Raw genomic sequence first — 24484 nt, forward strand, 5'->3', positions numbered from 1 at the left:
TTACAGCTTTTGATCTTTATCGCACAGCGTGCCCACCACGCGTGAAATCATCCGATCCAGATCGCGTGGGTCCATGGCCGACAGGCGCGGCTCTTCGCCCAGCGAAATCATCCCGTGCACACAGCTGAAAATCGCCCGGGCATTGCGGTTGCGTTCAGATGTGGTGGACAGGCGGGTAAGGCGGTCAAGCTGCTCGGCAAAGAGATTGGTGATCGGCGCCAGCGCATCATAAAAACCTTCAGCAGAGTCAGCAGGCGGCAGGCCGATGGAAAACAAGGTGCGCCACCGTTGGGGCTGATCCTCGGCATATGAACGATAGGCCTGTGCCAAGGTGATGATCATGTCGCCCGGGTCTTCGTTTTCCATGCCTTCAATCGAGCCGCGCAAGTGATCGGCGATTTGCAGCATGGTGCGGCGGTTGATCTCGATCGCGATTTCGCCCAGATCGCCAAACACCGTGTAGATAGCCCCAAGGGCGCAGCCCGCTTCGTTGGCCAAATCCCGGGCGCGCAGGGCGACGATGCCACCATTTTCGATTTCGGCTTCGGCGACTTCAAGCAGCTTTGCGCGCAGAGCGTCTTTCTTGGGCGTGGATTTCGGTGACATGGCAGGTGATTCCCGGTGAAAGTGGGTGAACTTTGTTCAAGTTTTATGCTGCTGCGCAGCAGAGAAAAACCCCTATAGCGCGAACAATTTCACCTAATACGCCTATTGGCGAGGAATCGCCAAATATACGGGCAGGAAGGGCGGGATTTTTCGCTAAATGCCCGCGCGTCTCATCGTGCTTAACCCTAGAGCGCATAGCGCCATAACCGCAGCGGCCACAACGAAGGGCGCGCCGGGAAAGAAAAGCGGTGTGTCCGCATGGGTGAACAGGGCAAAGCTTTGTGTCATCACCAGCGGAGACAGGATCATAGCGATGGCGCGCGCTGAACTGACAGCGCCTTGCAGTTCACCTTGCTGGCTTGCGGCTGCGCGCCGTGACATCATGCCTTGAAGCGCGGGTCCGGTGACAGCGCCCAAAGCGCCAAGCGGGATCAACGCGAAGGCCAGAGCGCTCTGTGTCACGAATGCCATCGCCGCCATCGCAATGGTCGAGATCACAAACCCCAGCATCGCTGTGTATCGTTCCCCTAACCTTTTTAGGATAGGCCGGATCAAGGCGCCTTGGCAGATCGCCATCGACAGGCCAAACACCGCCAGGGACGGGCCGATTGTGCGTGGCTCCCAGCCAAAACGCAGTTGGGTGAAATAGGCCCAGACGGCGGGGTAAACGCCATAGGCAAACTCGTAAAGGAACGACAGGCCCAACAGTTGCCGCAACCCGGGCAGAGCGCTCATCGCGCGAAAGGCGCCTAACGGGTTTGCGCGTGTCCATTCAAAGCGACGGCGCTTGTTGGCGGGCAGGGTCTCGGGCAGGGCGATAAGGCCTAGCAGAAGGTTGGCCAAGGCAATGCCAGCCGCGGCCCAAAACGGGGCACGCGGGCCTAGCTCTCCCAGCAGCCCTCCGATCACCGGCCCAATGACAAACCCCAAGCCAAAGGCTGCGCCTATCAGACCGAACCGGGCGGCTTTTTGTTCGGGCGCAGAAATGTCAGCCAGATATGCCGTCGCGGTCGAGGAGGTCGCCGCTGTGATCCCGCCGACAATTCGTGCGATCAACAGCAACCAGATCGAGTGCGCCAATGCCATCACCATATAGTCCGCGGCCATCACTGCCAGGGATACCAACAGCACCGGGCGACGTCCGAACCGATCTGACAGATTGCCGAGCAACGGGCTGAACAGAAATTGCATGACCGCAAAGCTGGTCGCCAGAACCCCACCCCATTTTGCCGCCAAAGACAGATCCGCGCCCTGCACTTGTTGCAGCAAGTCTGGCATGACCGGAACGATCAGTCCGATCCCCATCGCATCTATTGTGATGGTCGCGAAGATGAAGATCAAAGGAAGTCGATCACGCATGACGCATCTTTGCCTTGGATGCCGCGCAAATCAAACAGACTTGTCCGGCCCTTGGGTGAACCAGAGGGGCCATCATACGTGCCCGATAGCGTTTAGAAAGCTTGTCAGGTGGCCGCCATAGGTGGCCGGTTTTTCGACACAGGCAAGGTGCCCAGCGTTCTGGATCAGCGCGAACTGCGAACCTTTGATCAGGTCTGTGGTTTCCCGTACCATATCAGCAGGGGTAGAGCCATCATGGCTGGCCGCAATGCCCAGGGTGGGCAGGGTCAGACTGGCAGTGGGGGTGTAAAAGTCGGTGCCAGCGATGGCGTGGCAACAGGCGGCATAACCTTCGGGCCTTTGGTTGGCGACGATGTCACGCCAGAAAGAAGCCTGGGGCGAGGCGCGGAAGGACTTTGTAAACCAACGCTCCATGGTCGGGTCCAGCACGGGCGCTAACCCATCGCGCAATACGGCATCGGCCCGGTCGTGCCACATCTTTGCCGTCCCAATTTTCGCAGCAGTGTTTGACAGCACCATGGCGCGCACCTGATCCAGCCGTTTCACCGCCAGCCCCTGCGCCACCATCCCGCCCAGCGACAGGCCAACAAACACGCAGTCTCGGATATTCAGCGCATCCAATAGCGCCTCGGCGTCGCGCACCAGCGTGCCCATGGCATAAGGTCCAGGAGGACAATCGGATTGCCCATGCCCGCGCATGTCATAGCGCACAATGCGCAGCCCCTTGGGCAGGTGGTCCAACACCGGGTCCCAGACCCGCATATCTGTCCCCAGCGCATTGGCAAACACCACCGGAGCACCAGTTCCGACATCGGAATATGCGATACGAACACCGTTCAGATTTAACGTCTTCATCCGTCGACCAGCCGCATATGCGCCATGATCTGCCCGTGATCCGAGGCCAGTTTGTTATACGGTGCCTCAGGATGAGACCCATCTGTCAGGTGATCATTGAACACGCTGAAATAGTCCATTTCGGCGATGCGTTTTTCATAGTCGGGGTGAAAATGCCGAGACATCAGAATCTGGTCGATGGATTCAAATACGCCACCGAAAGCCGATGTATAGACCATGTCGCGCAGGCTTTTGCGGACAAATAGCTTCTCGGCCGAGTGCAGGCGCACGCGTTCGACGCTTTCGTTGATCTGTGCCGCCTCGTGTTTGTTATAGCGCTGATCGGCTTCTTCGGCGTCATGGCGGCGCATCCAGGCATAGTTGCGGAACGGCACTTCTCCGGTGATGATTTCCGAAGACACCGCGTGTTCGCCGTCATTGAAATCACCCAAAGCCATCACCGGGCGCCCCAGTTTCAGTTCCTCCAAAATCAGATCACGCAGCACCCAGGCTTCGGCCATTCGGCGCAGACCAGAGCGCAAGGCGCCCATGGACCGTCCCGCCGCCTGATACTGCAAAAGATCGACCTCGGGTGAAAAGCGCGCGCCGTGTGGGCGGATGAACTCGCCCAGTTTCGATTTCAGGTGGCAATTGAACACGGTCACGACCTGATCCCCCACCGGAATGCGGCATTTCAGGATCGGGCGCGAGGTGCGCGAAATGCGATAGCTGCCCGCGTCGCCGCCTCCTAATTCATGGAATTCGATCTCAAGCGGTGGGTCCTGCACCTGAATAATCTCGGGCGGTTCGGCAAATCCAAAGCGCGACAGAGTGGCCACGCCAGGGCGGCGGTTGCCCGGCCCACTGTCCGAGACGTTTGGCGCAAAGGCCAGCGCGGCCTCGCTGTAATCGTCATAGGCAAGTTTGCGAAAAATCGCCTTCTTATGGTACCGCTTTGACTTGTTGGGAACGCTGGCCTCGTTTGAGGCCTGACCACGGTTATCGGCCTCGTCGATGACATCGCGCAAAGCCTCTTCTTCAAAGATTTCCTGAAAGCAGACGATATCGGCGTTCATCGTCATGACCTGATCTGCCAGCCAGTCCTTCTTCCACGCATATTCTTCGGGGGTGTACTGTTCGAACCGGTAATACTCTTTTTCCGGTCCGATCAGGTTTTTGACATTGAACGAGGCGATGGTGAAATCAGTCATGATCCGTCTCCGAAACGGGAAAGGGCTTGGGTGAACAGGTCGGCGTCGACATTACCGCCTGAGGCGACAACGATCACAGTGTCGCCGGTGATGGTGTCCGGGTGATAAAGCGCGGCGGCAAGCGCGACCGCGCCCCCCGGCTCGATAACAATCTTCAAACGGGTGAACGCCGCGGCCATGGCGCGCAGGGCGTCTTCGTCACTGACCGTCAGGGCAGGGCCACAAAGGCGTTGCAGGATCGGGAAAGTCAGATCCCCGGGCGCGGGGGTGATGATGGCATCACACAAAGAGCCAGTCGTGCGTGGATTGGTTTGGATTGTCCCGCTGATCAGCGATCGTGCGACATCATCAAACCCGATGGGTTCGACCGGACGCACCTGCATCTGCGGCGCCTTGGCTTCAAGGGCAAGCGCGATGCCCGACGTCAGCCCGCCCCCGCCACAAGGCACCAGAACCTGCGCGTTTGCGCAGCCATCCGCTTGCTGTGCGATCTCAAGTCCGGTGGTGCCTTGCCCGGCAATGACCTGCGGGTTGTCATATGGCTTGATCAGGGTCTGGCCGCTTTCCTTGGCCAGCGCTACGCCGATTTCTTCTCGGTTCTCGGACGCGCGGTCATACAGCACCACCTTGGCGCCCAGGGCGCGGGTGTTGGCGACTTTAAGCTTCGGCGCGTCCCGGGGCATCAGGATGGTAGCATGAACACCATTCAATTTAGCCGCCAAGGCCACGCCCTGTGCGTGGTTCCCCGACGAGTATGCAAAGACGCCTTTGGCGCGCTCTTGCGGTGTCAGGGCGGTTAAGGCCGACCAGGCACCGCGAAACTTGAAGCTGCCTGTATGTTGCAGGCATTCGGGTTTGATCAGCACCCGCCGCCCGGCGATTTCGTCCAGAAAAGGTGATGACAAAAGCGGGGTGCGGCGCGTGCGCCCTTCCAACCGCGCGGCGGCGGCGCGGATCAGGTCGATGTTCACGCGACCGCCTTGAGGAAGCCGTCAATGACCTTAAGCGCCGGAGGTTCATCCAAAAACGGAATATGGGCGCGGTCCGGCACGTTGGCGAACAGCATGTCGGGGCGTCGCCGCTGCATCTCATCAGCAGTTTCTTGGGAAAGCAGGTCTGAATTTGCGCCCCGGATCAGCGCCAGAGGCTTGCCTGCAAGCGCATCAAACATCGGCCACAGATCCACTTCGGGGCCGTCGAAGGCTTCGATAAAGGCCTCGCGCAGGGCCGGATCATAGGTGATCTGCAACCCGTTTTCGGTCTGGGTGTAGTGTTTACAGGCCTCTTCCATCCAGCGGTTTTCCGGCAGGTTTGCAAACCCTGTCATGTTCTGGGCCAGCCCTTGGGCGGCTTCTTCATGGGTTTTGGCAGCTGGGTTGCGCCCGACATAGTTAAAGATCGCCTCCAGCCCGGCGCGTTCAATCACCGGTCCGATGTCGTTGAAACACACCCCGGTCACGCGGTCGGGTACGGTTGCGCCCAGCCCCAGCGCGATCAACCCACCGCGAGACGTGCCAAGGATAGGCGCTGTTTCCATCCCCAGATGGTCCAGCAGGTTGATGGCATCCTGTGCCTCACGCGGGACGCTATAGGTTTGCGCCCCAGTCCATTGCGATGCTCCGCGCCCGCGGTAGTCCATGCAGATCATTTGAACATCGTTCAGGTGGGGCGCTAAGTAGTCGAAATCAGCGACGGTGCGGGTCAGGCCTGCAAGGCAAAGCAAGGGCCGCCCCTTACCGGTGATACGATAGGCAATGCGGGCGCCGTCATCGGCATTGTAAAATTCCATCAAAGGGTTCTCGCTAATTCGGGGATAGGGCAGAGGTCGGACAGCGTATGAGCTGGTTTCCATGGCAATCGGTCTGTCGGTTGGCTGGCGCGGTTTACCCAAGCTGTCGTAAAGCCGTACCCAGTGGCACAGCCCGCATCCCAGCCGTTGGATGAAACAAACAGAACCTCGGATTTAGCGCAGCCAAAGTGATGCCCGACAAGATCATAAACGCGGGGGGCGGGTTTGAAGACACCAACGCTTTCAACAGAAAGCGTGACATCCAGCAGTGCGGAAATACCGGCGGAATTTACCGCGCCCTCCAGCATCGCCGGAGACCCGTTTGAAAGGATGGCGGTGTTCATCCCGGCCTGTTTCAGCTGCTCCAGCATCGCCGGGACTTCGGGGTATGCGGCAAGCTCCCAGTACAGGGCCAGAAGCCGCGCGCGCAGGTCTTGATCAGACAAGGCGCAGGCTTCTAGCGCCCAGTCCAGCCCATCTTGGGTAACCTGCCAAAAATCCGTATGCGCGTCGGTCACAGCCCGCAGCCAGGTGTATTCTAGCTGTTTGTTGCGCCAGTGGGCCGCCAGTTGAGGCCATGTCTGAGAGAGGCATTCAAACCCGGGTTCCGCCGCGACCTGCCGTGCAGCAGCGGTGACATCAAAGAGCGTGCCATACGCGTCAAAAACGCAAGTCGTGATGGGCATGCGGTGTCCTCCTGTGTTGCACGTTGGCATAAGGCTTGAAGCGGGGGAAGCCCCCTTGGGGCCGGGGTTTACAATCCGGTAAGAACCCCTAGGGTGGCGCGACGCCCAGAGCACCCGGCGCGATGATGCGCGGCCTCTGCAAATTCATCCGCAATACAAGGAAATCACCAATGACCCAGGTGAAATCGGGCGACAAGGTTGCCATTCATTATACCGGAACGCTGACAGATGGCTCGGTCTTTGACAGCTCTGAAGGCCGCGATCCGCTGGAATTTACCGTTGGTTCGGGTCAGATCATTCCGGGGCTGGACAAAGCGCTTCCCGGTATGACCGTTGGCGAGAAAAAGACCGTGAGCATCGCCCCTGAAGAGGCATACGGCCCGCAGCAGGAGGGTGCTATGCAGCAGGTCCCGATTGAGCAGGTCCCGGCAGATATCCCCAAAGAGGTCGGTCTTCAGCTGCAGATGCAAAGCCCGCAGGGGCAGGTCATTCCGGTGACCATCGCCGAGGTCACCGAGACCCATATCACACTGGACGCCAACCACCCGCTGGCCGGCAAAGAGCTGACCTTTGCCTTTGAGATCGTAAAGATCGGCTGATCCAGATCATGGGCGCCCCTCCCCCAGCTGTGGTGAACTGCAGGGGGAGGGCGCAACATGGAACCCAATATCGATACCATCCGGGCCCGGCTCGCCGAGCTGCGCGAAGCGTTGCAGCAAGAGATCGAAGCGCGAAGAGAACGATTTCGATATCGCGTGCGCCATGGCCGGGTGGAGTTTGAGCAAGACGCGCGCCGCGCCCACCGTGAAGCGCGCGAAAGCCTGCGCAGCTTTCTGTCTCGGGCGAAGCTCCGGGTCATTGTCACCGCACCATTGATTTACGCGCTTATCCTGCCAATAGCGCTGTTGGACGGTTTCGTGTCGCTCTATCACGCGATCTGTTTTCCGGTTTATGGCATCGCCAAGGTAAAGCGCGCGGATCACATCGCAATTGATCGTCAGCACTTGGCCTATCTGAACGGATTGCAACGGCTCAATTGTATCTACTGCGGCTATTGCAACGGGGTGATCTCTTATGTGCGCGAGATCGCCGCGCGGACCGAGCAATACTGGTGCCCGATCAAACATGCGCGGCGTTTGCATGACACGCATGATCTGTATGGCGGGTTTCTGGATTACGGCGACGCGGGGGATTATCGCGGCGAGTTGACCCGTTTACGTGCCGAGCTGGCGAAGCTGCGCGAAGAGCATCCTGCCAAATAGAACGCGCCAAGGCGCGCAAGAGATGTCTCCGCGCCCCTAGTCGGGGCGCGTCGGATTGGTGTGTGCGGTGAGGGGGGCGTTCAGGCTTAGAGGTTGTCTGGCTGCGGCATGCCCAGCACGTGAACCCCGCCATCGACATTGATGATCTCGCCGGTGGTACAAGCGCCGTTGTCCGAGGCCAGATAGACGGCTGTACCGCCCACTGCTTCGAGCGTTGCGTTCGACCCTAGCGGCGCGTTGGTTTCGGTGTAGCGATAGGTTTTGCGTGCGCCGCCGATCGCCGCCCCGGCCAGGGTTTTCATCGGGCCGGGCGAAATGGCGTTGACACGAATGCCATCGGGACCCAGGTCATTGGCCAGATAGCGCACGGTGCTTTCCAGCGCTGCTTTGGCCACGCCCATCACGTTGTAGAACGGGGTGACGCGGTTGGAGCCCGCATAGGTAAGGGTCAGCAGCGTGCCGCCCTCAGACATCAGCGGGGCGGCGCGCCGCGCCACGTCGATCAGCGAGTAGCACGAGATTACCAGCGAGTTTTTGAAGTTCTCACGGCTGGTGTTGATGAAGCGGCCGGTCAGCTCGTTCTTGTCGGAATAGGCGATGGCGTGCACGACGAAGTCCAGCTTGCCCCATTCCTGTTCCAGCTTGGCGAAGGCCGCATCCAGCGAGGCGTCGTCGGTGACGTCCACATCCAGCAGCAGGTTGGAGCCGACACTGGCCGCCAGCGGTTCTACCCGTTTTCCAAACGCATCACCTTGGTAAGAGAACGCCAGCTCGGCGCCCTCAGCAGCCAGCGCTTTGGCGATGCCCCAGGCGATGGAGCGTTCATTTGCGACACCCATTACGAGGCCGCGTTTGCCTTTCATCAGATCAGCCATATCGGTTACCCGTGGTATTTGCTCATGACGAGGGTTGCGTTGGTGCCGCCAAAGCCGAAGCTGTTGGACAGGACGCTGTCCAGTTCCACGTTTTCGCGCAGCTCGGTGACGATTTCACCCTCATTAATTTCGGGGTCGAGCTCGGTGACGTTGGCCGAGGCAGCGATGAAGTTGCCCTGCATCATGATCAGCGAGTAGATCGCTTCGTGCACGCCGGTGGCGCCCAGGCTGTGACCAGTCAGCGACTTGGTCGAGGCAATCGGCGGGGTCGAGCCTTCGCCGAAGACGCGACGCACGGCCTTGACCTCGGTCACGTCGCCTGCGGGGGTCGAGGTGCCGTGGGCGTTGATATAGTCGATCTTGCGGCCTTCGGGCAGGGTGCTGGCGGCCAGCCGCATCGAGCGTTCGCCGCCTTCGCCAGACGGTGCAACCATGTCGTGGCCGTCCGAGGTGGCGCCGTAACCGGTGACCTCGGCGTAAATTTTCGCACCGCGCGCCAGAGCGTGATCCAGATCTTCCAGAACCACAACACCGCCGCCGCCGCCGATCACGAATCCGTCGCGGGTGGCATCAAACGGGCGCGAGGCGGTTTCAGGCGCGTCGTTATATTTAGACGACATGGCGCCCATCGCGTCAAACAGGCACGACAGGGTCCAATCGACCTCTTCGCCGCCGCCGGCAAAGACGATGTCCTGCTTGCCCATCTGGATTTGCTCCACACCGTTGCCGATGCAGTGGGCCGAGGTCGAACAGGCCGAGGTGATCGAATAGTTGATCCCTTTGATCTTGAACGGGGTCGCCAGACAGGCCGAGTTGGTCGAGCTCATGCAGCGCGTCACCATAAAGGGACCCATACGTTTGGGCGCGCCTTTTTCGATCACGATGTTATGGGCCGAGAAGAAGTTCGAGGTGGACGGGCCTCCCGAGCCCATGATCAGGCCGGTGCGTTCATTCGAAACATCGCTGTCTTCGAGACCGGAGTCCGCAATGGCCTGCTCCATGGCGATGTAGTTATATGCTGCACCCGGTCCCATGAAACGCAGCTGGCGCTTGTCGATGGCCGCGGTCAGGTCGATCTGCGGGATCCCGGCAACTTGGCTGCGAAAGCCGTGCTTGGTGTATTCCTCTTCGGCCCGGATGCCGGATTTGCCGGCGCGAAGGCTGGCTTCTACCTCGGCAACAGTGTTGCCAATCGGCGAGACGATCCCCATCCCGGTGATAACGACGCGGCGCATGGGCGCACTCCTCTTTGTTGGGTTCAGCTCTCGGAGAGGGCGACCTTCATGTCTTTGACCTGATAGATCACCTCGCCATCGGCCTCAACCCGGCCATCGGCCACACCCATGGTCAGGCGGCGGGTTTGGATAGCTTTGGTGAAATCCACATAGTAAGTCAGCATCTTGCGGTCGGGGCGGACCATGCCGGTCAGTTTGACTTCGCCAACGCCCAAGGCGTAACCGCGCCCTTTCCAGCCGCGCCAGCCCAGATTGAAGCCGGTCAGCTGCCACAGCCCGTCCAGGCCCAGACAGCCGGGCATGATCGGGTTGCCGGGGAAGTGACAGTCAAAGAACCACAGGTCGGGGGAGATGTCGAACTCGGCGGTGATGTGTCCTTTGCCATGGGCACCACCTTCTGCGCTTACGTCAGTGATGCGGTCCATCATCAGCATCGGCGGAGCAGGTAACTGGGGATTGCCCGGACCGAACAGCTCCCCACGTGCACATTTCAGAAGATCATCTTTGCTAAAGCTACTTGGAAAGTCGCTCATTCAGCCCCCGCCCTTATGTTCGTTTTGCATTGCAATGTTCCTGTAACACTGCGTTCGAAGGCGTTGCAATAGCTGGTGCGCTGGGGCACCAAAGCTGAGGTGCATTGAAAATATCCCCAAAAAGGCTTTATAAAGCGCCATGAGAAGTTCGCGGATAGGCAGAATGACACCCGACGCAATCGAACGTGGTACCAAATGGCTGGCAAGCGCAGACCTGCGCCCCACGCGGCAGCGCGTGCAATTGGCGGCATTGCTTGTCGGGGATGGTCAGAACCGCCACGTCACCGCGGAAAGTCTGTTTGCCGCTTCGGTAGAGAGCTGCGAGAAGGTTTCGCTGGCGACGGTCTATAACACGCTCAAGGCTTTTTGTGACGCAGGGCTGATGCGTGAAGTCGTGGTGGATGGGTCCAAAAGCTATTTTGACACCCGCACGGATGAACATCCGCATTTCTATTGGGAAGAGAACGGCGCCTTGGAAGATGCTTCTGCGGATGGTTTGCGCATTGCGTCATTGCCCGAGTTGCCCGAAGGGGCGGAACTGTCGCGCATCGACGTGGTGATCCGTCTGCGCAAAGCTTAAGACCCCAGCCATAACATCCGTCGAAAATTATGTGGTGAATAACGTTCGACCAAGGTTTTCGGCCCTAGAACCACTGGCCGGGTTCCATCAATCCCAAATCAAGCAATTGCTGCGACGACCAGTTGAACGGCGTGGAATTGTGCCAGGTGAAGGTGTGAATATCGAAGGTCGACCCGGCGTTTGACTTCAGCGCTTTAGCAGTTCGAAACGAACAGATTGCCGCAGTGATGTTGTGGTGCCAGGGACAGGCATAGGTATTGTACTCTTCATCGCTGAAGGTGTGATTTGCGCGCAGGCGCAGTCCGGGCTTTGCTTTGAACAACGCAATGCGGTCAATCTTGCGCCGCGCTTTAGGCACGTGTTCTTCGAACCGCCATCGCAACCCGCCAAAGAAGTTCAGCTGCCGCTCTCGGGGATGATCATTGTTGCCCGGGTCAGGGCGGGCCAGAGCGTAATATCCTGATTTGTCCAACTGGGCGGTCTCAAGGGAAACCGCATCGGGGTATTGATCCAAATCCTTGGCGTAAAGGTCGATGACATAGGTCAGCATCGCGTCACGACGTTCTTCGTTATGGAACGTCAGCATCTCGCCGATGGTGCGGGTCTCGCAAAACGGGAAGAACAGGTATTCTGCATTGTAGCAGTAATAGAACCACTGGCCGGGGGCGGATTCGATAATCCGGTTGATGGCGCGAATGAAAGCGCCTTCGCGATAGACGTCCAGAGTGACGTGATGCACCCGATCGGTGACATCATCCGGTAGCTCGATCCCGACGGGCGCCAGAACGACCACCGCTTTGAAGCCGATGTTCAGATGATGGCGGATTGTCGTGTCGACCTCGACCGGGTCTTCCACCAGGATCAGCGCAATCGGACCCTTTGACAGCACGCCAGTGCCATCAGCCAGAAACTTGTTCAAACTCGGATACTTCATAAATGGCCCCTGCTGCCCGCACTTTGGCTTTGTCGCAAAAGTCCTGCAATTTGGTTGACATTGCAAGCGTTGCGGCGCGCCGCGGCATTGTGTAAGCAGGCGCCTTGAAAACCTCGAGGCAGGATCATGGCCGACCCAAAGAAGCTTTTTATCAAGACCTATGGCTGTCAGATGAACGTCTATGACAGCGAGCGCATGTCCGAAGCCATGGGCGGCGCGGGCTATGTCACGACCGACAGCCCCGATGATGCCGACATGATCTTGCTGAATACCTGTCATATCCGGGAAAAGGCGGCGGAAAAGGTTTATTCTGAATTAGGCCGGTTCAAAGGGCTGAAGGCGGACAAACCTGATCTGAAAATCGGGGTTGCAGGTTGCGTGGCGCAGGCCGAAGGCGAAGAGATCATGCGCCGTCAGCCGCTGGTCGATCTGGTGGTTGGCCCGCAAAGCTATCATCGCCTGCCCGAGATGGAGGCGAAAACCCAGCAAGGCGAGAAAGCGCTCGACACTGATTTCCCCGAGGAAGACAAGTTCGAGAAGCTGAAATCGCGCCCCAAAGCGCGTCGCGCACCTTCGGCGTTTTTGACGGTGCAGGAAGGCTGCGACAAATTCTGCGCCTTCTGCGTGGTGCCCTATACCCGCGGGGCCGAGGTGTCGCGCCCCGCTGAACGTGTGTTGGCCGAGGCCCGCGATCTGGTCGAACGCGGCGTAGCCGAGATCACGCTTCTGGGTCAAAACGTCAACGCTTATCATGGCGACGCACCGCAGGGTGGTGACTGGGGACTTGCCCGACTGATCCGCGAACTGGCCGAAGTCGATGGGCTGGAGCGTATTCGCTATACCACCAGCCATCCCAACGACATGGAAGACGACCTGATCCGCGCCCATGGCGATTGTGAAAAACTGATGCCCTATCTGCACTTGCCGGTGCAGTCGGGCAGTGACCGCATTTTGAAGCGGATGAACCGCAGCCACACTGCGGAAAGCTATCTGCGGGTGATTGACCGGATTCGCGAAGCCCGCCCCGATATTCTGCTCTCGGGCGATTTCATCGTCGGCTTCCCGGAAGAAACCGATGCCGATTTCGAGGACACGCTGAAACTGGTTGAACAGGTCCGTTATGGACAATGCTATAGTTTCAAATACTCCACCCGACCCGGCACCCCGGCGGCAGAGCGTGAACAGCTACCCGAAGACGTGAAATCAGAGCGGCTGCAACGGTTGCAGGCGCTGCTGAACCAGCAGCAGGCTGAGATTCAGGCCGCGATGGTTGGGCGCGAGGTTGGCGTGCTGTTTGAAAAGAAAGGTCGGCTGCCCGGGCAGATGGTCGGAAAGTCGGATCACTTGCATGCGGTTTACGTTCAGGCACCTGAAAGCCTGCTGGGGCAGGTGGCGCGTGTGCGGATTACCGGAACGTCCTCAAATTCTCTGGCCGGCGAATTGATCTGACACAAACGCCGCGCTGCAGCGGGGATCGTTCATATTTGGGGGTAAATTTCGCCAGTTTGCGGGAATTGTTGCGAAAATTGATACAATATGTGGTAAATCTTTCTTCACATACATACAAAATTTGCTAGACTTTCGCAAATGATGCGGTGTGGGCGCTGTTCGTATCATGTAATGCGCCCGGTGATTTTCTGCGAAGGATAGAAAAGTGGTGACGAGGATTATTCAGGCAGCTCGGGTTGGGCTAGGAGGCGCTGCAGCGCTGGCCATGGCCCTGACCGTGAGCGCGGGGGCTGCTCAGGCGCAGCAGAAGGTTATCAAGGGTGAACGCTATACGCCGACGATTTGGGTTGACCCGGACGGATGCGAACACTGGGTTATGGATGATGGCTGGGAAGGCTACATGACCCCGCACGTCAACCGTGATGGCATTCCGGTTTGCCGCCGTGGCAATACCTGCGGTGTGATTGCGTCGGATCAGTTGTTTACAACCGACAAACACCACATCACCGCTTCGGGCAAAGCGCGTTTGCAGAAGTTCTTCAATGAGAGCAGCGCGACGTCGTTCATCATTGTCGGACACACAGACGCCCGCGCCTCGGATTCATATAACATGGCGCTGTCGCAGCGTCGTGCGAACTCGGTCGCATCGGTTGCCCGCAGCGTGGGTGCCCGCATTGCCGATGTGCGCGGGTACGGGGAACGCCAACCGGTGGCCAGCAACAAGACCGCATCCGGCATGGCGCGCAACCGCCGTGTTGAAATCATCTGCTTGCGTTAAGGAGAGGCGATCATGAAACCGATCAAAGCAATCGCGTTTGGCATGTCGGCCTTGCTGCTGGCAGGCTGTATCGACGCCCCTAAACGGGACAAGACCCGCGACTATGGCATCGACCGCAAGGATCTTAGCCAGCTGCGCGCCGGGATTTGGGTTGATCCGCAGGGCTGTGACCACTGGATCATCGACGACGGCGCCGAAGGCTATCTGTCGGCGCGACTCGATAAGTACGGTAAACCGGTGTGTTCGGGCATTGCTCCGCCCGAAACGGCCGTCGGCCCCTACAAAAGTGGCTCTGCGATCGAAGATCCGATCTGATTTCGCATCAAAACTGTTTCAAAAAAGGTCGCATCCCGCCGGGTTGCGGCCTTTTTCGTATCAAATTCGTGAAATGCGAAACCTAGTGCTTGCGTGAATCTATATTGAGGGCCACCATATCTATGTAGGATCTAACCAACGGAGTCCTTTTTGGGCATAAGCGCTCTCACACCCCCGCCGAACGCAGAAGCAGCACACGAACTTCTTCTGGAGTTTCCTGACAACCGTCTCTTGATTGATTTGTGCGGAGAATTTGACCGCAATCTCGCTCAGGTAGAACACAAGATGGGTGTCCATATTCTGCGGCGGGGCAATCAGCTTGCCATCGTGGGCGATGGCGAGGCCCGCGGACAGGCGGCCATGGTGCTGCAACAGCTCTATGCCCGTCTCGAAAGTGGCAAGCAGGTCGAGGCCGGTGACGTAGATGGCGCCATCCGTATGGGAGATTCTGCCGAAGGTACTGGCACGCGGGACGGCGATCAGATGGAGCTGTTCAAAGGTGGCACCGTGGAGATCAAGACCCGTAAAAAAACGATTGAGCCGCGCACAGATGCGCAGAAGGCTTATGTGACGTCCTTGTTTGAAAACGAATTGGCCTTTGGGATCGGTCCTGCGGGTACCGGTAAAACCTACTTGGCAGTGGCGGTTGCTGTGAACATGTTCATTGGCGGTCATGTGGATCGGATCATCCTGTCGCGCCCCGCCGTCGAAGCGGGCGAAAAGCTGGGCTATCTGCCCGGTGACATGAAAGACAAGGTCGACCCGTACATGCAGCCGCTTTATGACGCGCTGAATGATTTCCTGCCTTCCAAGCAAGTCACTAAACTGATCGAAGAGAAAAAGATCGAGATCGCACCGCTGGCTTTTATGCGGGGGCGCACTCTGGCGAATGCCTTTGTGGTTCTGGATGAAGCCCAGAACGCCACCACCATGCAAATGAAAATGTTCCTGACCCGCCTGGGCGAAGGGTCGCGCATGGTGATCACCGGTGACCGCAGCCAGGTGGACCTGCCGCGCGGTGTGCAATCGGGCCTGCGCGATGCCGAGAACCTGCTGAAGGGCATCAACAAGATCAGCTTCAACTACTTCACCTCGAAAGACGTCGTGCGCCACCCGCTGGTCGCCAAGATCATCGAGGCTTATGACGCCGCAGACATGAAGTCGCAGGCCAAAAAGGCCTGATGCCTTTCCCTGCGCCGATTTCGGCAGTATGGGGCGTATATGGAGCTTGATATTCTGATCGAAGAGCCGCGCTGGGACGCGGCGGAGCTTGGGCCTTTGGCGCGATCCGCCTGTGGCGCGGTAGTTGCGCATCTGCGGTTGGGTAACACCGAAATCAGCCTGCTGGGCTGTGATGATGCCCGCATTGCGGTGTTAAACGCCGATTTCCGTGACAAGCCGACACCGACCAATGTTCTTTCGTGGCCCGCACAGGAGCTGGCAGCCCAAGCGGACGGCGGGCAGCCCACGCAACCGGAACCTGACTTCCCGGATATGCCCTTGGAACTGGGCGACATCGCCATCTCCTTTGAAACCTGTACCCGCGAAGCACAAGAGCAGGGCAAGCCTTTCGCAGACCATGTCACGCATCTTTTGGTTCACGGCACCCTGCATTTGTTGGGTTTTGACCACATTCGGCCGAAAGATGCTCAGTTGATGGAGCGGCTAGAGGTTGAAATACTTGCTAAAATGGGCATTTCAGACCCATATGAATAAAAGCGGGTCATGATACCGCGATAAATTGGTAAGGAACGATGGGCGACCAGACCGACGGGTCTTCTAACGCGGCGCAGAGCGCGCTGCTTGAAACCAACAAACGCAACAGCGGCTTTTGGAGCCGCGTCAGCGCCATGTTCTCTTCGACAGAACCTCAACCAGATTTGCCTGCCACGACGCTGCCGCCTGAGCAGCCCGCACCGGGCATGGTCAACCTACGCCGACTGCGCGTGGATGATGTGGCCATTCCCAAGGTCGAGGTTGTGGCCGTGCCGGAAGACATCTCTAAAGCGGATTTGGTGGATGTATTCCGCGACAGCGGCAAGAGCCGCTTGCCTGTCTATGACGGTACGCTGGATACGCCGCGCGGCTTTGTGCACCTGAAGGACTTTGCGCTGAAGTACGGCTTCAACGGCGTCGGCAACGAGTTTGAAATCGCACCTTTGTTGCGCCCGCTTTTGTACGTGCCGCCGTCCATGCCGATTGGGGTGCTTTTGCAAAAGATGCAGACCGAACGGATGCATCTGGCTTTGGTGATCGACGAATACGGCGGTGTGGACGGGCTGGTCTCGATCGAGGATCTGATCGAACAGGTCGTCGGTGAAATCGAAGACGAACATGACGTGGCCGAGGGCCGGTTCTGGACCCTTGAAAAGCCAGGAATTTACCTGACGCGCGCACGTACCCCGTTGGATGAATTCGAGACCGAGCTGGGCTTCAAGCTGTTGGATGGAGAGGACGAAGAAGAGATCGACACGCTGGGCGGGTTGGTCTTTATGCTGTCGGGCCGGGTTCCCGCGCGGGGCGAGGTTGTTCAGCATGAAAGCGGGGCCGAGTTCGAAGTGGTCGATGCCGATCCGCGCCGTATCAAACGGCTGCGGGTGCGTCTGCCCGCTGACATCCAGAAAGCGACCTAATTCATGAGAATCGGGCGCGTGGCGATCAGCGACGGTTCAGCGCGCCGCCCCGCGATGTTCGCGGCCTTCCTGTCGGGGGGGCTGGCGGCTGCCGGGCAAGCGCCGCTGAACCTGTGGCCCCTTGCCTTGCTTGGATTTGCGGCGCTGTTCTGGCTGGTGCTTCCGGCCCAGACCCCCGGTCGCGCCGCGCGTTTGATGTGGATTGGCGGGGGTGGCTATTTCATGGCTGCGCTAAGCTGGATCATCGAACCCTTTCTGGTCGACATCGCGCGTCACGGGTGGATGGCACCTTTCGCCATCGTTCTGCTTGGGTTCGGTCTGGCACTGTTTTGGGCAGCTGCAGCCTTTGCCGCGGCATGGCTTTTTGCGCCGCGTCGGGCACGATCCATTGCTTTGATCACCACGCTTTGCGCCGCAGAGCTGGCCCGGACATATGTGCTTACCGGGTTTCCGTGGGCATCAATTGGCCATCTGTGGATCGCCAGCCCGGTATTGCAGCTGGCGGCGCTGGGTGGGCCAAGCTTACTGACAGCGCTGGCGCTTTTGGTCGCAATGCTTCCTGTTGCGTTCGGCCTTGTAGGTGGGGTGGCTGCTGCAATGGTTTTGGCCAGCGTTCTGGGCTGGGGTGTGTTGCTGAATGGGCCGGTCGAATCCATCTCGGACCCGGCCCCCTCCGTTCGATTAATTCAACCCAATGCGGCGCAACATCTGAAATGGGAACGCGACCAGATACCGGTGTTTTTCCAGCGCCAGCTTGACCTGACGCAGGCGCCGGGCACACCAGACCTGATCGTTTGGCCGGAAACCTCGGTGGCCTATGCCCTGCGTAGCGCGGAGCCGTTGTTGCGCGAAATGGCGCGGGCCGGGGCAGGTAAACCGATTGTATTTGGGGTACAGCGGCGCGAAGCGGGGCGGGCCTATAATTCGGCTGCGGTTATTGATGCAACCGGCACGGTCGTTCAGCGCTATGACAAACATCACCTCGTACCCTTTGGCGAATACATGCCCTTTGCTGACATCTTCGCCCGCTTCGGGCTGTTCGGTCTGGCTGCGGGGCAGGGCTATGGTTACTCTGCCGGGCCGGGTGCACAGGTGTGGGACCTTGGACCGCTTGGCAAAGTGCTGCCTCTGATCTGCTATGAAGCAGTCTTCCCCCAAGATCTGCGCGCAGCCCCCGAACGGCCTGACTGGGTGTTACAGATCACCAATGACGCCTGGTTCGGAAATTTCTCAGGGCCTTATCAGCATCTGGCCCAGGCCCGTTTGCGCGCGGTGGAGCAGGGCCTGCCGATGCTGCGCAGTGCCAATACCGGCGTCTCGGCGGTGATCGACGCGCGAGGGCGTGTCACCCATGCCTTGCCTCTGAACACCGCAGGGCAACTGACCGCCCCCATTCCGCCCGCCTTGCCGCCCACCGTCTATGCCCGCTGGGGAGATTGGCCTGCATTGGTGCTGATCCTTATGGCACTTGCTGCCTGTGTGGCGCGACGAGGACGACTTTCTGATTGACCCGGGCGCTTGCCCCGCCTATCGGGGGTGGATTAACCGTCACAACGGCTTCCTGACGTGGCGGGGGTATAATCAATGGAGCACTTCTCATGAGCCGTAAGAATTATGTATTCACCTCCGAGTCGGTCTCGGAAGGGCACCCCGATAAGGTCTGTGACCGTATCTCGGATGCTGTGCTTGACGCGTTTTTGTCTGTCGAGCCTGAAGCCCGCGTCGCCTGCGAGACCTTCGCCACAACCAACCGTGTTGTTGTGGGCGGCGAAGTGGGGCTGAGCGACGCTGACAAGCTGGTCGAAATGAAGGACAGTGTCGACAGTATCGTGCGCGACTGCATTCGCGACATTGGCTATGAGCAGGACAAGTTCCATTGGCGTGACGTCGAAGTCACCAACCTTTTGCATGAACAGTCGGCCCATATCGCGCAAGGCGTGGACGAAGCCGAGGGCAAAGACGAAGGTGCCGGTGATCAGGGTATCATGTTTGGCTATGCCACCAATGAAACCCCTCAGATGATGCCGGCCCCGATCCTGTATGCCCATGGCATTCTGGAACGTTTGGCCGAAGTGCGTAAATCGGGCGCGGAACCGGCGCTTGGCCCCGATGCCAAGTCGCAGCTTTCGGTGCGGTACGCCGATGGCAAACCGGTCGAGGTTACCTCGATTGTGTTATCGACCCAGCACATGGACGAGGCTTTGAGCAGCGCAGATGTGCGCGACATCATTGAGCCCTACATTACCGAAACCCTGCCTGATGGCTGGTTGACCGGCAACACCGTGTGGCACGTCAACCCGACCGGTAAGTTCGTGATCGGCGGCCCCGATGGCGATGCGGGCCTGACAGGGCGCAAGATCATTGTCGACACCTATGGCGGCGCCGCGCCCCACGGCGGTGGTGCATTCTCCGGCAAAGACCCCACCAAGGTGGACCGCTCGGCGGCTTATGCCGCGCGCTATCTGGCCAAGAACGTGATTGCTGCCGGGATGGCGGATCGCTGCACTGTGCAGCTGTCCTATGCGATTGGCATCGCCGAGCCGCAGTCGATCTATGTCGACACCATGGGCACCGGTCAGGTGGATGACGCCGCGATTGAGGCCGCCATTGGCAAGGTCATGGACCTGACCCCGCGCGGTATTCGGACACATCTGGGCATGAACCGCCCGATCTATCAACGCACGGCGGCCTATGGCCACTTTGGCCGCGACCCGCAGGCCGATGGCGGCTTTAGCTGGGAGCGTACCGATCTGGCGGACGCGTTGAAAAACGCGGTGTAAAGATCAATCCACCCCTTTTCAGCGCGTCCCATTTGGGGCGCGCCTCTTTTTTCGATCACTAGATTGCATGCTGCATAGCTTAGGCCAGTAGCAGGATTTCGCTTTGGCCTGACCCACGGCGCAGAGCGTGGATTTCTGCGAATTCAGGATCGTTGATCCAGCCCAGAGCAGCTTCTTTGTCAGGGAAAGACAAGATCACCGCACGGCTGGGAACAGGGGCGTCGCCTTCGATGCGGATGGCTTCGCCAGACATGGCGATCGGCTGGCCACCGTATTTCGACAGGGCCGGCCCGGCCTTGGCGCCATAGGCGGCGAAGCTTTCAGGGGCGGTGATGGTCAGTTCTACGGTTGCATAGATCATTTGGGGTCTCCTTGCTTGGGTGGGGGCAAACTACGGCGTCCCGAATTGCGCGAAAACGCGTGTGTTTGCATGCAATACGTGCGAAAATGCATGCATGAATTTACATTGGGATGATCTGAAAACCGTGTTGGAGCTTGTCCGGCATGGGTCGCTCGCCAGTGCAGGGGCGCAGTTGGGGGTGAATTATACCACCGTCGCGCGCCGTGTGGCGCGGGCGGAGGCTGCGCTGGGGGAAGTCTTGTTTGAACGGCTGGCCGATGGCTATCAGCCGACCGAAGCAGCGCTTTTGGTCGCCCGCCACGCTGGCGAGATGCAGCAAAGCGAAGACACCCTGCTGCGGCACTTGGCAGGACGCGATGAACGCCTGTCTGGTCCGTTGACCCTGACCGCACCGCAGTTGCTGATTGCGCATGTGCTGGCGCCCGCGCTTCAGACCTTTGCAGAGGCGCATCCAAATGTCGATCTGCGGGTCAAGGCAACCAACGATTTGTTGGACCTGACCCGGCGCGAGGCCGATCTGGGCGTGCGCGTCAGTCGCGATCCGGGGGATACGCTGACGGGGCTGCGGCTGGCCGCGCAAGACAGTGCCAGTTTTGCCAGCGCGGATTGGGCGGCGCGGATTGCCGAGGACCCGACCGCGCCCATTGACTGGATCGTTTATGAGGCCCACGCGACCTTGCCCAAACATGTGTTGCAGACCTCGCCCAGCAGTCGGATCAGGTATCGGTTCGATGATATGATTGCCTTGGCTGGTGCGGCGCAGGCAGGCTTGGGCGTGGTGCGGATGCCGATGTTTCTGGGCCGGTCCTTAGACGGGCTTGTACAGGTGCCGCTGTTGCCGCCTACACCGTACATGGATATCTGGCTGGTGGGGCACCCCGACGTCTGGCCCTCGGCCAAGGTGACGGCGTTGCGTCAGGCGATCCGGGCCGACCTGAAAGCACGCCGCGCCCTGTTCGTGGCCTAGGCCCCGTTGCCGCGCGGGCCAAGGCTTGTTAAACGCGCGGCCATGACCAGCTCGAACAAACATCCCGGCGCGCCGTGGCGCAATTTCTATGGCCGTATTCATGGCAAGACCCTGCGCGACAATCACAAGTCGTATCTTGAGACGGATCTGACCGCGCTGTCACCGGGCGCTGTCGGCTGGGAGGAAAACCCCGAGCGCAACCCGATTGATCTGGACGGGCTGTTTGGCGGCAAGGATGTCTGGCTGGAGATCGGCTTTGGTGGCGGCGAACATATGGTGCATCAGGCGAGCCAGAACCCCAATGTCGGCATTATTGGGTGCGAGCCGTTCATCAATGGTGTGGCGATGCTGTTGGGCAAAATCCGCGAGGCAGGGGTCGAGAATGTCGCTGTACATCCGGGCGATGTGCGCGACATGTTTGATGTGCTGCCGGATGAGAGTATTTCCAAGGCGTTTTTGTTGTACCCGGACCCCTGGCCCAAAAAGCGTCATCACCGGCGTCGGTTCGTGACACCCGAGTATCTGGAGCCTTTGCACCGCGCGTTAAAGCCGGGCGCGATTTTCCGCGTGGCGACGGATATTCCTGATTATGTGCGCCAGACGATGGAACAGGTGCCGAAGCACGGGTTTGAGTGGTTGGCCGAGCGCCCCGACGATTGGCGCACGCCATGGGGCGATTGGTATTCGACCCGTTATGAGCAAAAAGCCCTGCGCGAAGGGCGGGTGCCCCATTATCTGACATTCCGCAAGGTTTGATCGTTTGCCAAGCGGTGCGCGCGATGCGCGCAAGAGACGTCTCGGGGCTGTCTGCCCCTCGGGTGGGGGCAGATTGAGGTGTCGCGCAGAATTGCAGTGGACGCTTGCGGCGCCATGGGTTAGGGCAAACACCGCAAGATACAGGGGAGTTGTGCATGTCTAGCCATGGTGATCCGATCCCGATGACCGCTCGTAAATCCGGCCCTTTAAAGGGCGAGGCGCAGGTGCCCGGCGATAAGTCTATCTCGCACCGGTCACTGATCCTGGGAGCGATGGCGGTGGGCGAGACCAAGATCACCGGTTTGCTGGAAGGTCAGGATGTGCTGGATACCGCCAAAGCGATGCGGGCTTTTGGTGCTGAAGTCACCCATCACGGCCCCGGAGAGTGGACCGTGCATGGCGTGGGCGTTGGCGGTTTTGCCGAGCCTGAGGATGTGATTGATTGCGGCAACTCGGGCACGGGCGTCAGGCTGATTATGGGGGCCATGTCGACCTGCCCGATCAGTGCCACGTTCACTGGCGATGCCTCGTTGCGATCACGCCCGATGAAGCGGATCACCGATCCGATTGCCGCGTTTGGCGCAAAATCCTATGGCCGCGATGGTGGGCGTTTGCCGATGACCATCGTTGGCGCGGCAGAGCCCGTACCGGCGCGTTATGTTGTGCCCATGCCCTCGGCACAGGTGAAATCGGCGGCTTTGCTGGCCGGGTTGAACGCGCCGGGCGAAACCGTGGTGATCGAGAAAGAAGCCACGCGCGATCATACTGAACGGATGTTGGCCGGGTTTGGCGCGCAAGTGAAGGTGGAAGACACCGATGAAGGCCGCGTGATCACCTTGACCGGACAGCCTGAATTGCAGCCCCAGACCATCGTCGTGCCGCGTGACCCCTCCAGCGCCGCCTTCCCGGTGTGCGCGGCGTTGATCGTCGAAGGCTCGGACGTTTTGGTGCCGGGCATTGGCCTGAACCCGACCCGCGCAGGTCTGTTCACCACCTTACAGGAAATGGGCGCCGAGCTGGTGTTTGAAAACATGCGCGAAGAGGGCGGCGAGCCTGTCGCCGATCTGCGCGCCAGGTTCTCGGACAACATGCAGGGGATTGAGGTGCCGCCCGAACGCGCGCCTTCGATGATTGATGAATACCCGATCCTGTCGGTTGTGGCGGCCTTTGCCCATGGCAAAACTGTCATGCGCGGCGTCAAAGAGTTGCGCGTCAAGGAATCTGACCGGATTGACGCGATGGCGCGCGGGCTGGAAGCCTGTGGCGTGACCATTGAAGAAGACGAAGACACGCTGATCGTGCATGGGATGGGGCCGGGTGGTGTTCCCGGTGGGGCCACAGCCGAGGCCCGGTTGGACCACCGTATTGCCATGTCCTTTCTGTGCGGCGGTATGGCATCGCAACAGCCGATCTCGGTCGATGATGCGGGGCCGATTGCGACCTCTTTCCCGGTGTTTGAACCATTAATGGAGAGTCTGGGCGCGCAGCTGGTACGCTCGGAATGAGCTTCAATGGCAGCTGCCTGTGTGGCGCGCTGCGCTACACGGTTGATCAGCCGCTTGGGCCGGTCACTGCCTGCCATTGCACCCAATGCCGCAAGATCAGCGGTCATTATGTGGCTGCGGCGCCTGCAGATTGGGAAAATGTCACCGTCGAAGGGGAGCTGAAATGGTTCGAGAGCTCGCCTCAGGCGCGGCGCGGCTTTTGCCCCAATTGCGGATCGTACCTGTTTTGGGAAGAGTATGACGGTAAGGTTTATATCATGGCAGGCACGCTGGATGGCGACACCGGCCTGACCATGGACGGGCATATCTTTTACGCCGACAAAGGCGACTATTACCGCGCCGGGCAGGCGTTGCCATGTTGGGCGCAAGATCGCGGCGACAAGGAGATCGAACCATGAGCTTCACCGTAGCAATCGACGGACCTGCGGCTGCAGGCAAGGGCACGATCTCGAAGGCTGTGGCGGCGCATTTTGGGTTTGCGCATCTTGATACCGGCTTGCTGTATCGCGCCGTTGGAGCGCAGACATTGGATGGGCTCGACGCCATCAAGGCCGCCAAATCGCTGACACCAGAAGCGCTTGCACGCAGTGATCTGCGCACGCCTGCCGTTGCGCAGGCGGCTTCCAAAGTGGCGGTAGTTGCCGAGGTTCGTGCGGCGCTAGTCGATTTCCAGCGTGCCTTCGCCCGGCGTGCGGGCGGTGCGGTTTTGGATGGGCGCGACATTGGCACGGTGATCTGCCCCGACGCCGAGGCAAAGCTTTTCATCACGGCCAGCGCCGAAGTCCGCGCCGAACGTCGTTATTTGGAGCTGGCGGACAAAGGGCAGGACGTCACCCGCGCGCAAGTTCTGAAAGATGTGAAAGAACGCGATGCACGTGATGCTGAACGTGCGACAGCGCCGATGAAAGCGGCAGATGACGCGGTAGTTCTGGATACATCCACCCTTAGTATCAATGATGCAGTGGCCCAGGCGTTGGCATTGATCGAGCAGCGCAAAGACGACCGGGCATAGCCCCAAACCCCGTCGCATTCCCCG

General features: G+C 59.5%; 28 protein-coding genes and 1 riboswitch. Of the genes, 16 read left to right on the forward strand and 12 right to left on the reverse strand.

What is annotated here, in order from left to right:
- From ATO10_RS08885 to ATO10_RS08915, 7 genes are all read right to left on the reverse strand, one after another.
- On the reverse strand, positions 1-606 hold the full coding sequence (locus tag ATO10_RS08885; RefSeq protein WP_035250646.1) for a TetR/AcrR family transcriptional regulator: 606 nt from the start codon (positions 604-606) through the stop codon (positions 1-3).
- 153 nt (positions 607-759) lie between these two features.
- Positions 760-1965: a TCR/Tet family MFS transporter gene (locus ATO10_RS08890; protein WP_035250648.1), complete on the reverse strand. Its 1206-nt coding sequence runs from the start codon at positions 1963-1965 to the stop codon at positions 760-762.
- A 72-nt stretch (positions 1966-2037) separates the two neighbouring features.
- Positions 2038-2820: a 3-oxoadipate enol-lactonase gene (gene pcaD / locus ATO10_RS08895; RefSeq protein ID WP_035250650.1), complete on the reverse strand. Its 783-nt coding sequence runs from the start codon at positions 2818-2820 to the stop codon at positions 2038-2040.
- Positions 2817-4010 carry an endonuclease/exonuclease/phosphatase family protein gene (locus ATO10_RS08900; protein ID WP_035250653.1) on the reverse strand — a complete coding sequence of 398 codons (1194 nt, stop codon included), beginning with the start codon at positions 4008-4010 and terminating at the stop codon, positions 2817-2819. Before ATO10_RS08900 ends, pcaD begins: the two co-directional genes overlap by 4 nt.
- The gene (locus tag ATO10_RS08905) at positions 4007-4981 is read right to left on the reverse strand and encodes a threonine ammonia-lyase (protein WP_035250656.1); all 975 of its coding nucleotides are present in this window, start codon (positions 4979-4981) and stop codon (positions 4007-4009) included. Before ATO10_RS08905 ends, ATO10_RS08900 begins: the two co-directional genes overlap by 4 nt.
- On the reverse strand, positions 4978-5799 hold the full coding sequence (locus ATO10_RS08910) for an alpha/beta fold hydrolase (RefSeq protein ID WP_420313637.1): 822 nt from the start codon (positions 5797-5799) through the stop codon (positions 4978-4980). The genes ATO10_RS08905 and ATO10_RS08910 overlap by 4 nt, the downstream gene beginning before the upstream one ends.
- On the reverse strand, positions 5799-6485 hold the full coding sequence (locus ATO10_RS08915; protein WP_035250662.1) for a haloacid dehalogenase type II: 687 nt from the start codon (positions 6483-6485) through the stop codon (positions 5799-5801). The genes ATO10_RS08910 and ATO10_RS08915 overlap by 1 nt, the downstream gene beginning before the upstream one ends.
- 170 nt (positions 6486-6655) lie before the next feature.
- Between ATO10_RS08915 and ATO10_RS08920 the strand changes: the two genes are divergently transcribed.
- Both ATO10_RS08920 and ATO10_RS08925 read left to right on the forward strand, forming a co-directional pair.
- A complete protein-coding gene (locus tag ATO10_RS08920) occupies positions 6656-7084 on the forward strand; it encodes an FKBP-type peptidyl-prolyl cis-trans isomerase (protein WP_035250665.1) in 429 nt (142 codons plus the stop codon).
- Positions 7085-7141: 57 nt separating this feature from the next.
- Positions 7142-7747, forward strand: a complete 606-nt coding sequence (locus ATO10_RS08925; RefSeq protein WP_035250668.1) for a hypothetical protein — start codon at positions 7142-7144, stop codon at positions 7745-7747.
- Positions 7748-7833: 86 nt separating this feature from the next.
- Here ATO10_RS08925 and ATO10_RS08930 read toward each other — a convergent pair whose 3' ends face one another.
- Genes ATO10_RS08930 through fabA form a run of 3 tightly spaced genes read right to left on the reverse strand, consistent with a single transcriptional unit; the run spans position 7834 to position 10390 of the window.
- Positions 7834-8622 (reverse strand): enoyl-ACP reductase FabI, encoded by a 789-nt coding sequence (locus ATO10_RS08930; protein WP_035250671.1) that lies wholly within the window; start codon positions 8620-8622, stop codon positions 7834-7836.
- 5 nt (positions 8623-8627) lie between these two features.
- The gene (gene fabB / locus ATO10_RS08935; RefSeq protein ID WP_035250674.1) at positions 8628-9857 is read right to left on the reverse strand and encodes a beta-ketoacyl-ACP synthase I; all 1230 of its coding nucleotides are present in this window, start codon (positions 9855-9857) and stop codon (positions 8628-8630) included.
- Positions 9858-9880: 23 nt separating this feature from the next.
- Positions 9881-10390, reverse strand: coding sequence for a bifunctional 3-hydroxydecanoyl-ACP dehydratase/trans-2-decenoyl-ACP isomerase (gene fabA / locus ATO10_RS08940; RefSeq protein ID WP_035250677.1), 510 nt, complete (start codon positions 10388-10390; stop codon positions 9881-9883).
- 163 nt (positions 10391-10553) lie between these two features.
- Here fabA and irr point away from each other — a divergent pair, with 163 nt between their 5' ends.
- Positions 10554-10970 (forward strand): Fur family transcriptional regulator Irr, encoded by a 417-nt coding sequence (gene irr, locus ATO10_RS08945; RefSeq protein WP_035250680.1) that lies wholly within the window; start codon positions 10554-10556, stop codon positions 10968-10970.
- A gap of 64 nt (positions 10971-11034) precedes the next feature.
- Here the strand turns inward: irr and ATO10_RS08950 are convergent, their stop codons facing one another.
- A complete protein-coding gene (locus ATO10_RS08950; protein ID WP_035250683.1) occupies positions 11035-11904 on the reverse strand; it encodes a hypothetical protein in 870 nt (289 codons plus the stop codon).
- A 126-nt stretch (positions 11905-12030) separates the two neighbouring features.
- Between ATO10_RS08950 and miaB the strand changes: the two genes are divergently transcribed.
- From miaB to metK, 8 genes are all read left to right on the forward strand, one after another.
- Positions 12031-13353 carry a tRNA (N6-isopentenyl adenosine(37)-C2)-methylthiotransferase MiaB gene (gene miaB / locus ATO10_RS08955; protein ID WP_035250685.1) on the forward strand — a complete coding sequence of 441 codons (1323 nt, stop codon included), beginning with the start codon at positions 12031-12033 and terminating at the stop codon, positions 13351-13353.
- A 265-nt stretch (positions 13354-13618) separates the two neighbouring features.
- Positions 13619-14131, forward strand: a complete 513-nt coding sequence (locus tag ATO10_RS08960) for an OmpA family protein (protein WP_051598051.1) — start codon at positions 13619-13621, stop codon at positions 14129-14131.
- Between the two features lie 12 nt (positions 14132-14143).
- A complete protein-coding gene (locus tag ATO10_RS08965; protein WP_035250687.1) occupies positions 14144-14446 on the forward strand; it encodes a hypothetical protein in 303 nt (100 codons plus the stop codon).
- 150 nt (positions 14447-14596) lie between these two features.
- Positions 14597-15628, forward strand: coding sequence for a PhoH family protein (locus tag ATO10_RS08970; RefSeq protein WP_035250690.1), 1032 nt, complete (start codon positions 14597-14599; stop codon positions 15626-15628).
- A gap of 39 nt (positions 15629-15667) precedes the next feature.
- Positions 15668-16162, forward strand: a complete 495-nt coding sequence (gene ybeY / locus ATO10_RS08975; RefSeq protein ID WP_035250692.1) for an rRNA maturation RNase YbeY — start codon at positions 15668-15670, stop codon at positions 16160-16162.
- 38 nt (positions 16163-16200) lie between these two features.
- Entirely contained in the window at positions 16201-17079 is an 879-nt protein-coding gene (locus ATO10_RS08980; protein ID WP_035250694.1) for a hemolysin family protein, read from the forward strand.
- A gap of 3 nt (positions 17080-17082) precedes the next feature.
- Positions 17083-18588, forward strand: coding sequence for an apolipoprotein N-acyltransferase (gene lnt, locus ATO10_RS08985; protein ID WP_238323444.1), 1506 nt, complete (start codon positions 17083-17085; stop codon positions 18586-18588).
- A gap of 33 nt (positions 18589-18621) precedes the next feature.
- Positions 18622-18671: riboswitch (SAM-SAH riboswitch) on the forward strand.
- 6 nt (positions 18672-18677) lie between these two features.
- Positions 18678-19859, forward strand: coding sequence for a methionine adenosyltransferase (metK, locus tag ATO10_RS08990; RefSeq protein WP_035250697.1), 1182 nt, complete (start codon positions 18678-18680; stop codon positions 19857-19859).
- A gap of 79 nt (positions 19860-19938) precedes the next feature.
- On the opposite strand, the gene ATO10_RS08995 is transcribed toward metK, so the two are convergent.
- Entirely contained in the window at positions 19939-20220 is a 282-nt protein-coding gene (locus tag ATO10_RS08995; protein WP_035250700.1) for a DUF1330 domain-containing protein, read from the reverse strand.
- A gap of 94 nt (positions 20221-20314) precedes the next feature.
- Here ATO10_RS08995 and ATO10_RS09000 point away from each other — a divergent pair, with 94 nt between their 5' ends.
- The 5 genes from ATO10_RS09000 (at position 20315) to cmk (ending at position 24460) form a co-directional block, all read left to right on the forward strand.
- On the forward strand, positions 20315-21187 hold the full coding sequence (locus ATO10_RS09000) for a LysR family transcriptional regulator (protein WP_035250704.1): 873 nt from the start codon (positions 20315-20317) through the stop codon (positions 21185-21187).
- A gap of 42 nt (positions 21188-21229) precedes the next feature.
- Positions 21230-21943: a tRNA (guanosine(46)-N7)-methyltransferase TrmB gene (gene trmB / locus ATO10_RS09005; protein WP_051598052.1), complete on the forward strand. Its 714-nt coding sequence runs from the start codon at positions 21230-21232 to the stop codon at positions 21941-21943.
- 155 nt (positions 21944-22098) lie between these two features.
- Positions 22099-23448: a 3-phosphoshikimate 1-carboxyvinyltransferase gene (gene aroA, locus ATO10_RS09010; RefSeq protein ID WP_035250709.1), complete on the forward strand. Its 1350-nt coding sequence runs from the start codon at positions 22099-22101 to the stop codon at positions 23446-23448.
- Positions 23445-23846, forward strand: coding sequence for a GFA family protein (locus tag ATO10_RS09015; protein ID WP_035250713.1), 402 nt, complete (start codon positions 23445-23447; stop codon positions 23844-23846). The genes aroA and ATO10_RS09015 overlap by 4 nt, the downstream gene beginning before the upstream one ends.
- Positions 23843-24460: a (d)CMP kinase gene (cmk, locus tag ATO10_RS09020; protein ID WP_035250715.1), complete on the forward strand. Its 618-nt coding sequence runs from the start codon at positions 23843-23845 to the stop codon at positions 24458-24460. Before ATO10_RS09015 ends, cmk begins: the two co-directional genes overlap by 4 nt.
- The last annotated feature ends 24 nt before the right edge of the window (positions 24461-24484 follow it).

Origin of the sequence: Actibacterium atlanticum (assembly GCF_000671395.1) — a bacterium.
Taxonomy (GTDB): Bacteria; Pseudomonadota; Alphaproteobacteria; order Rhodobacterales; family Rhodobacteraceae; genus Actibacterium_D; species Actibacterium_D atlanticum.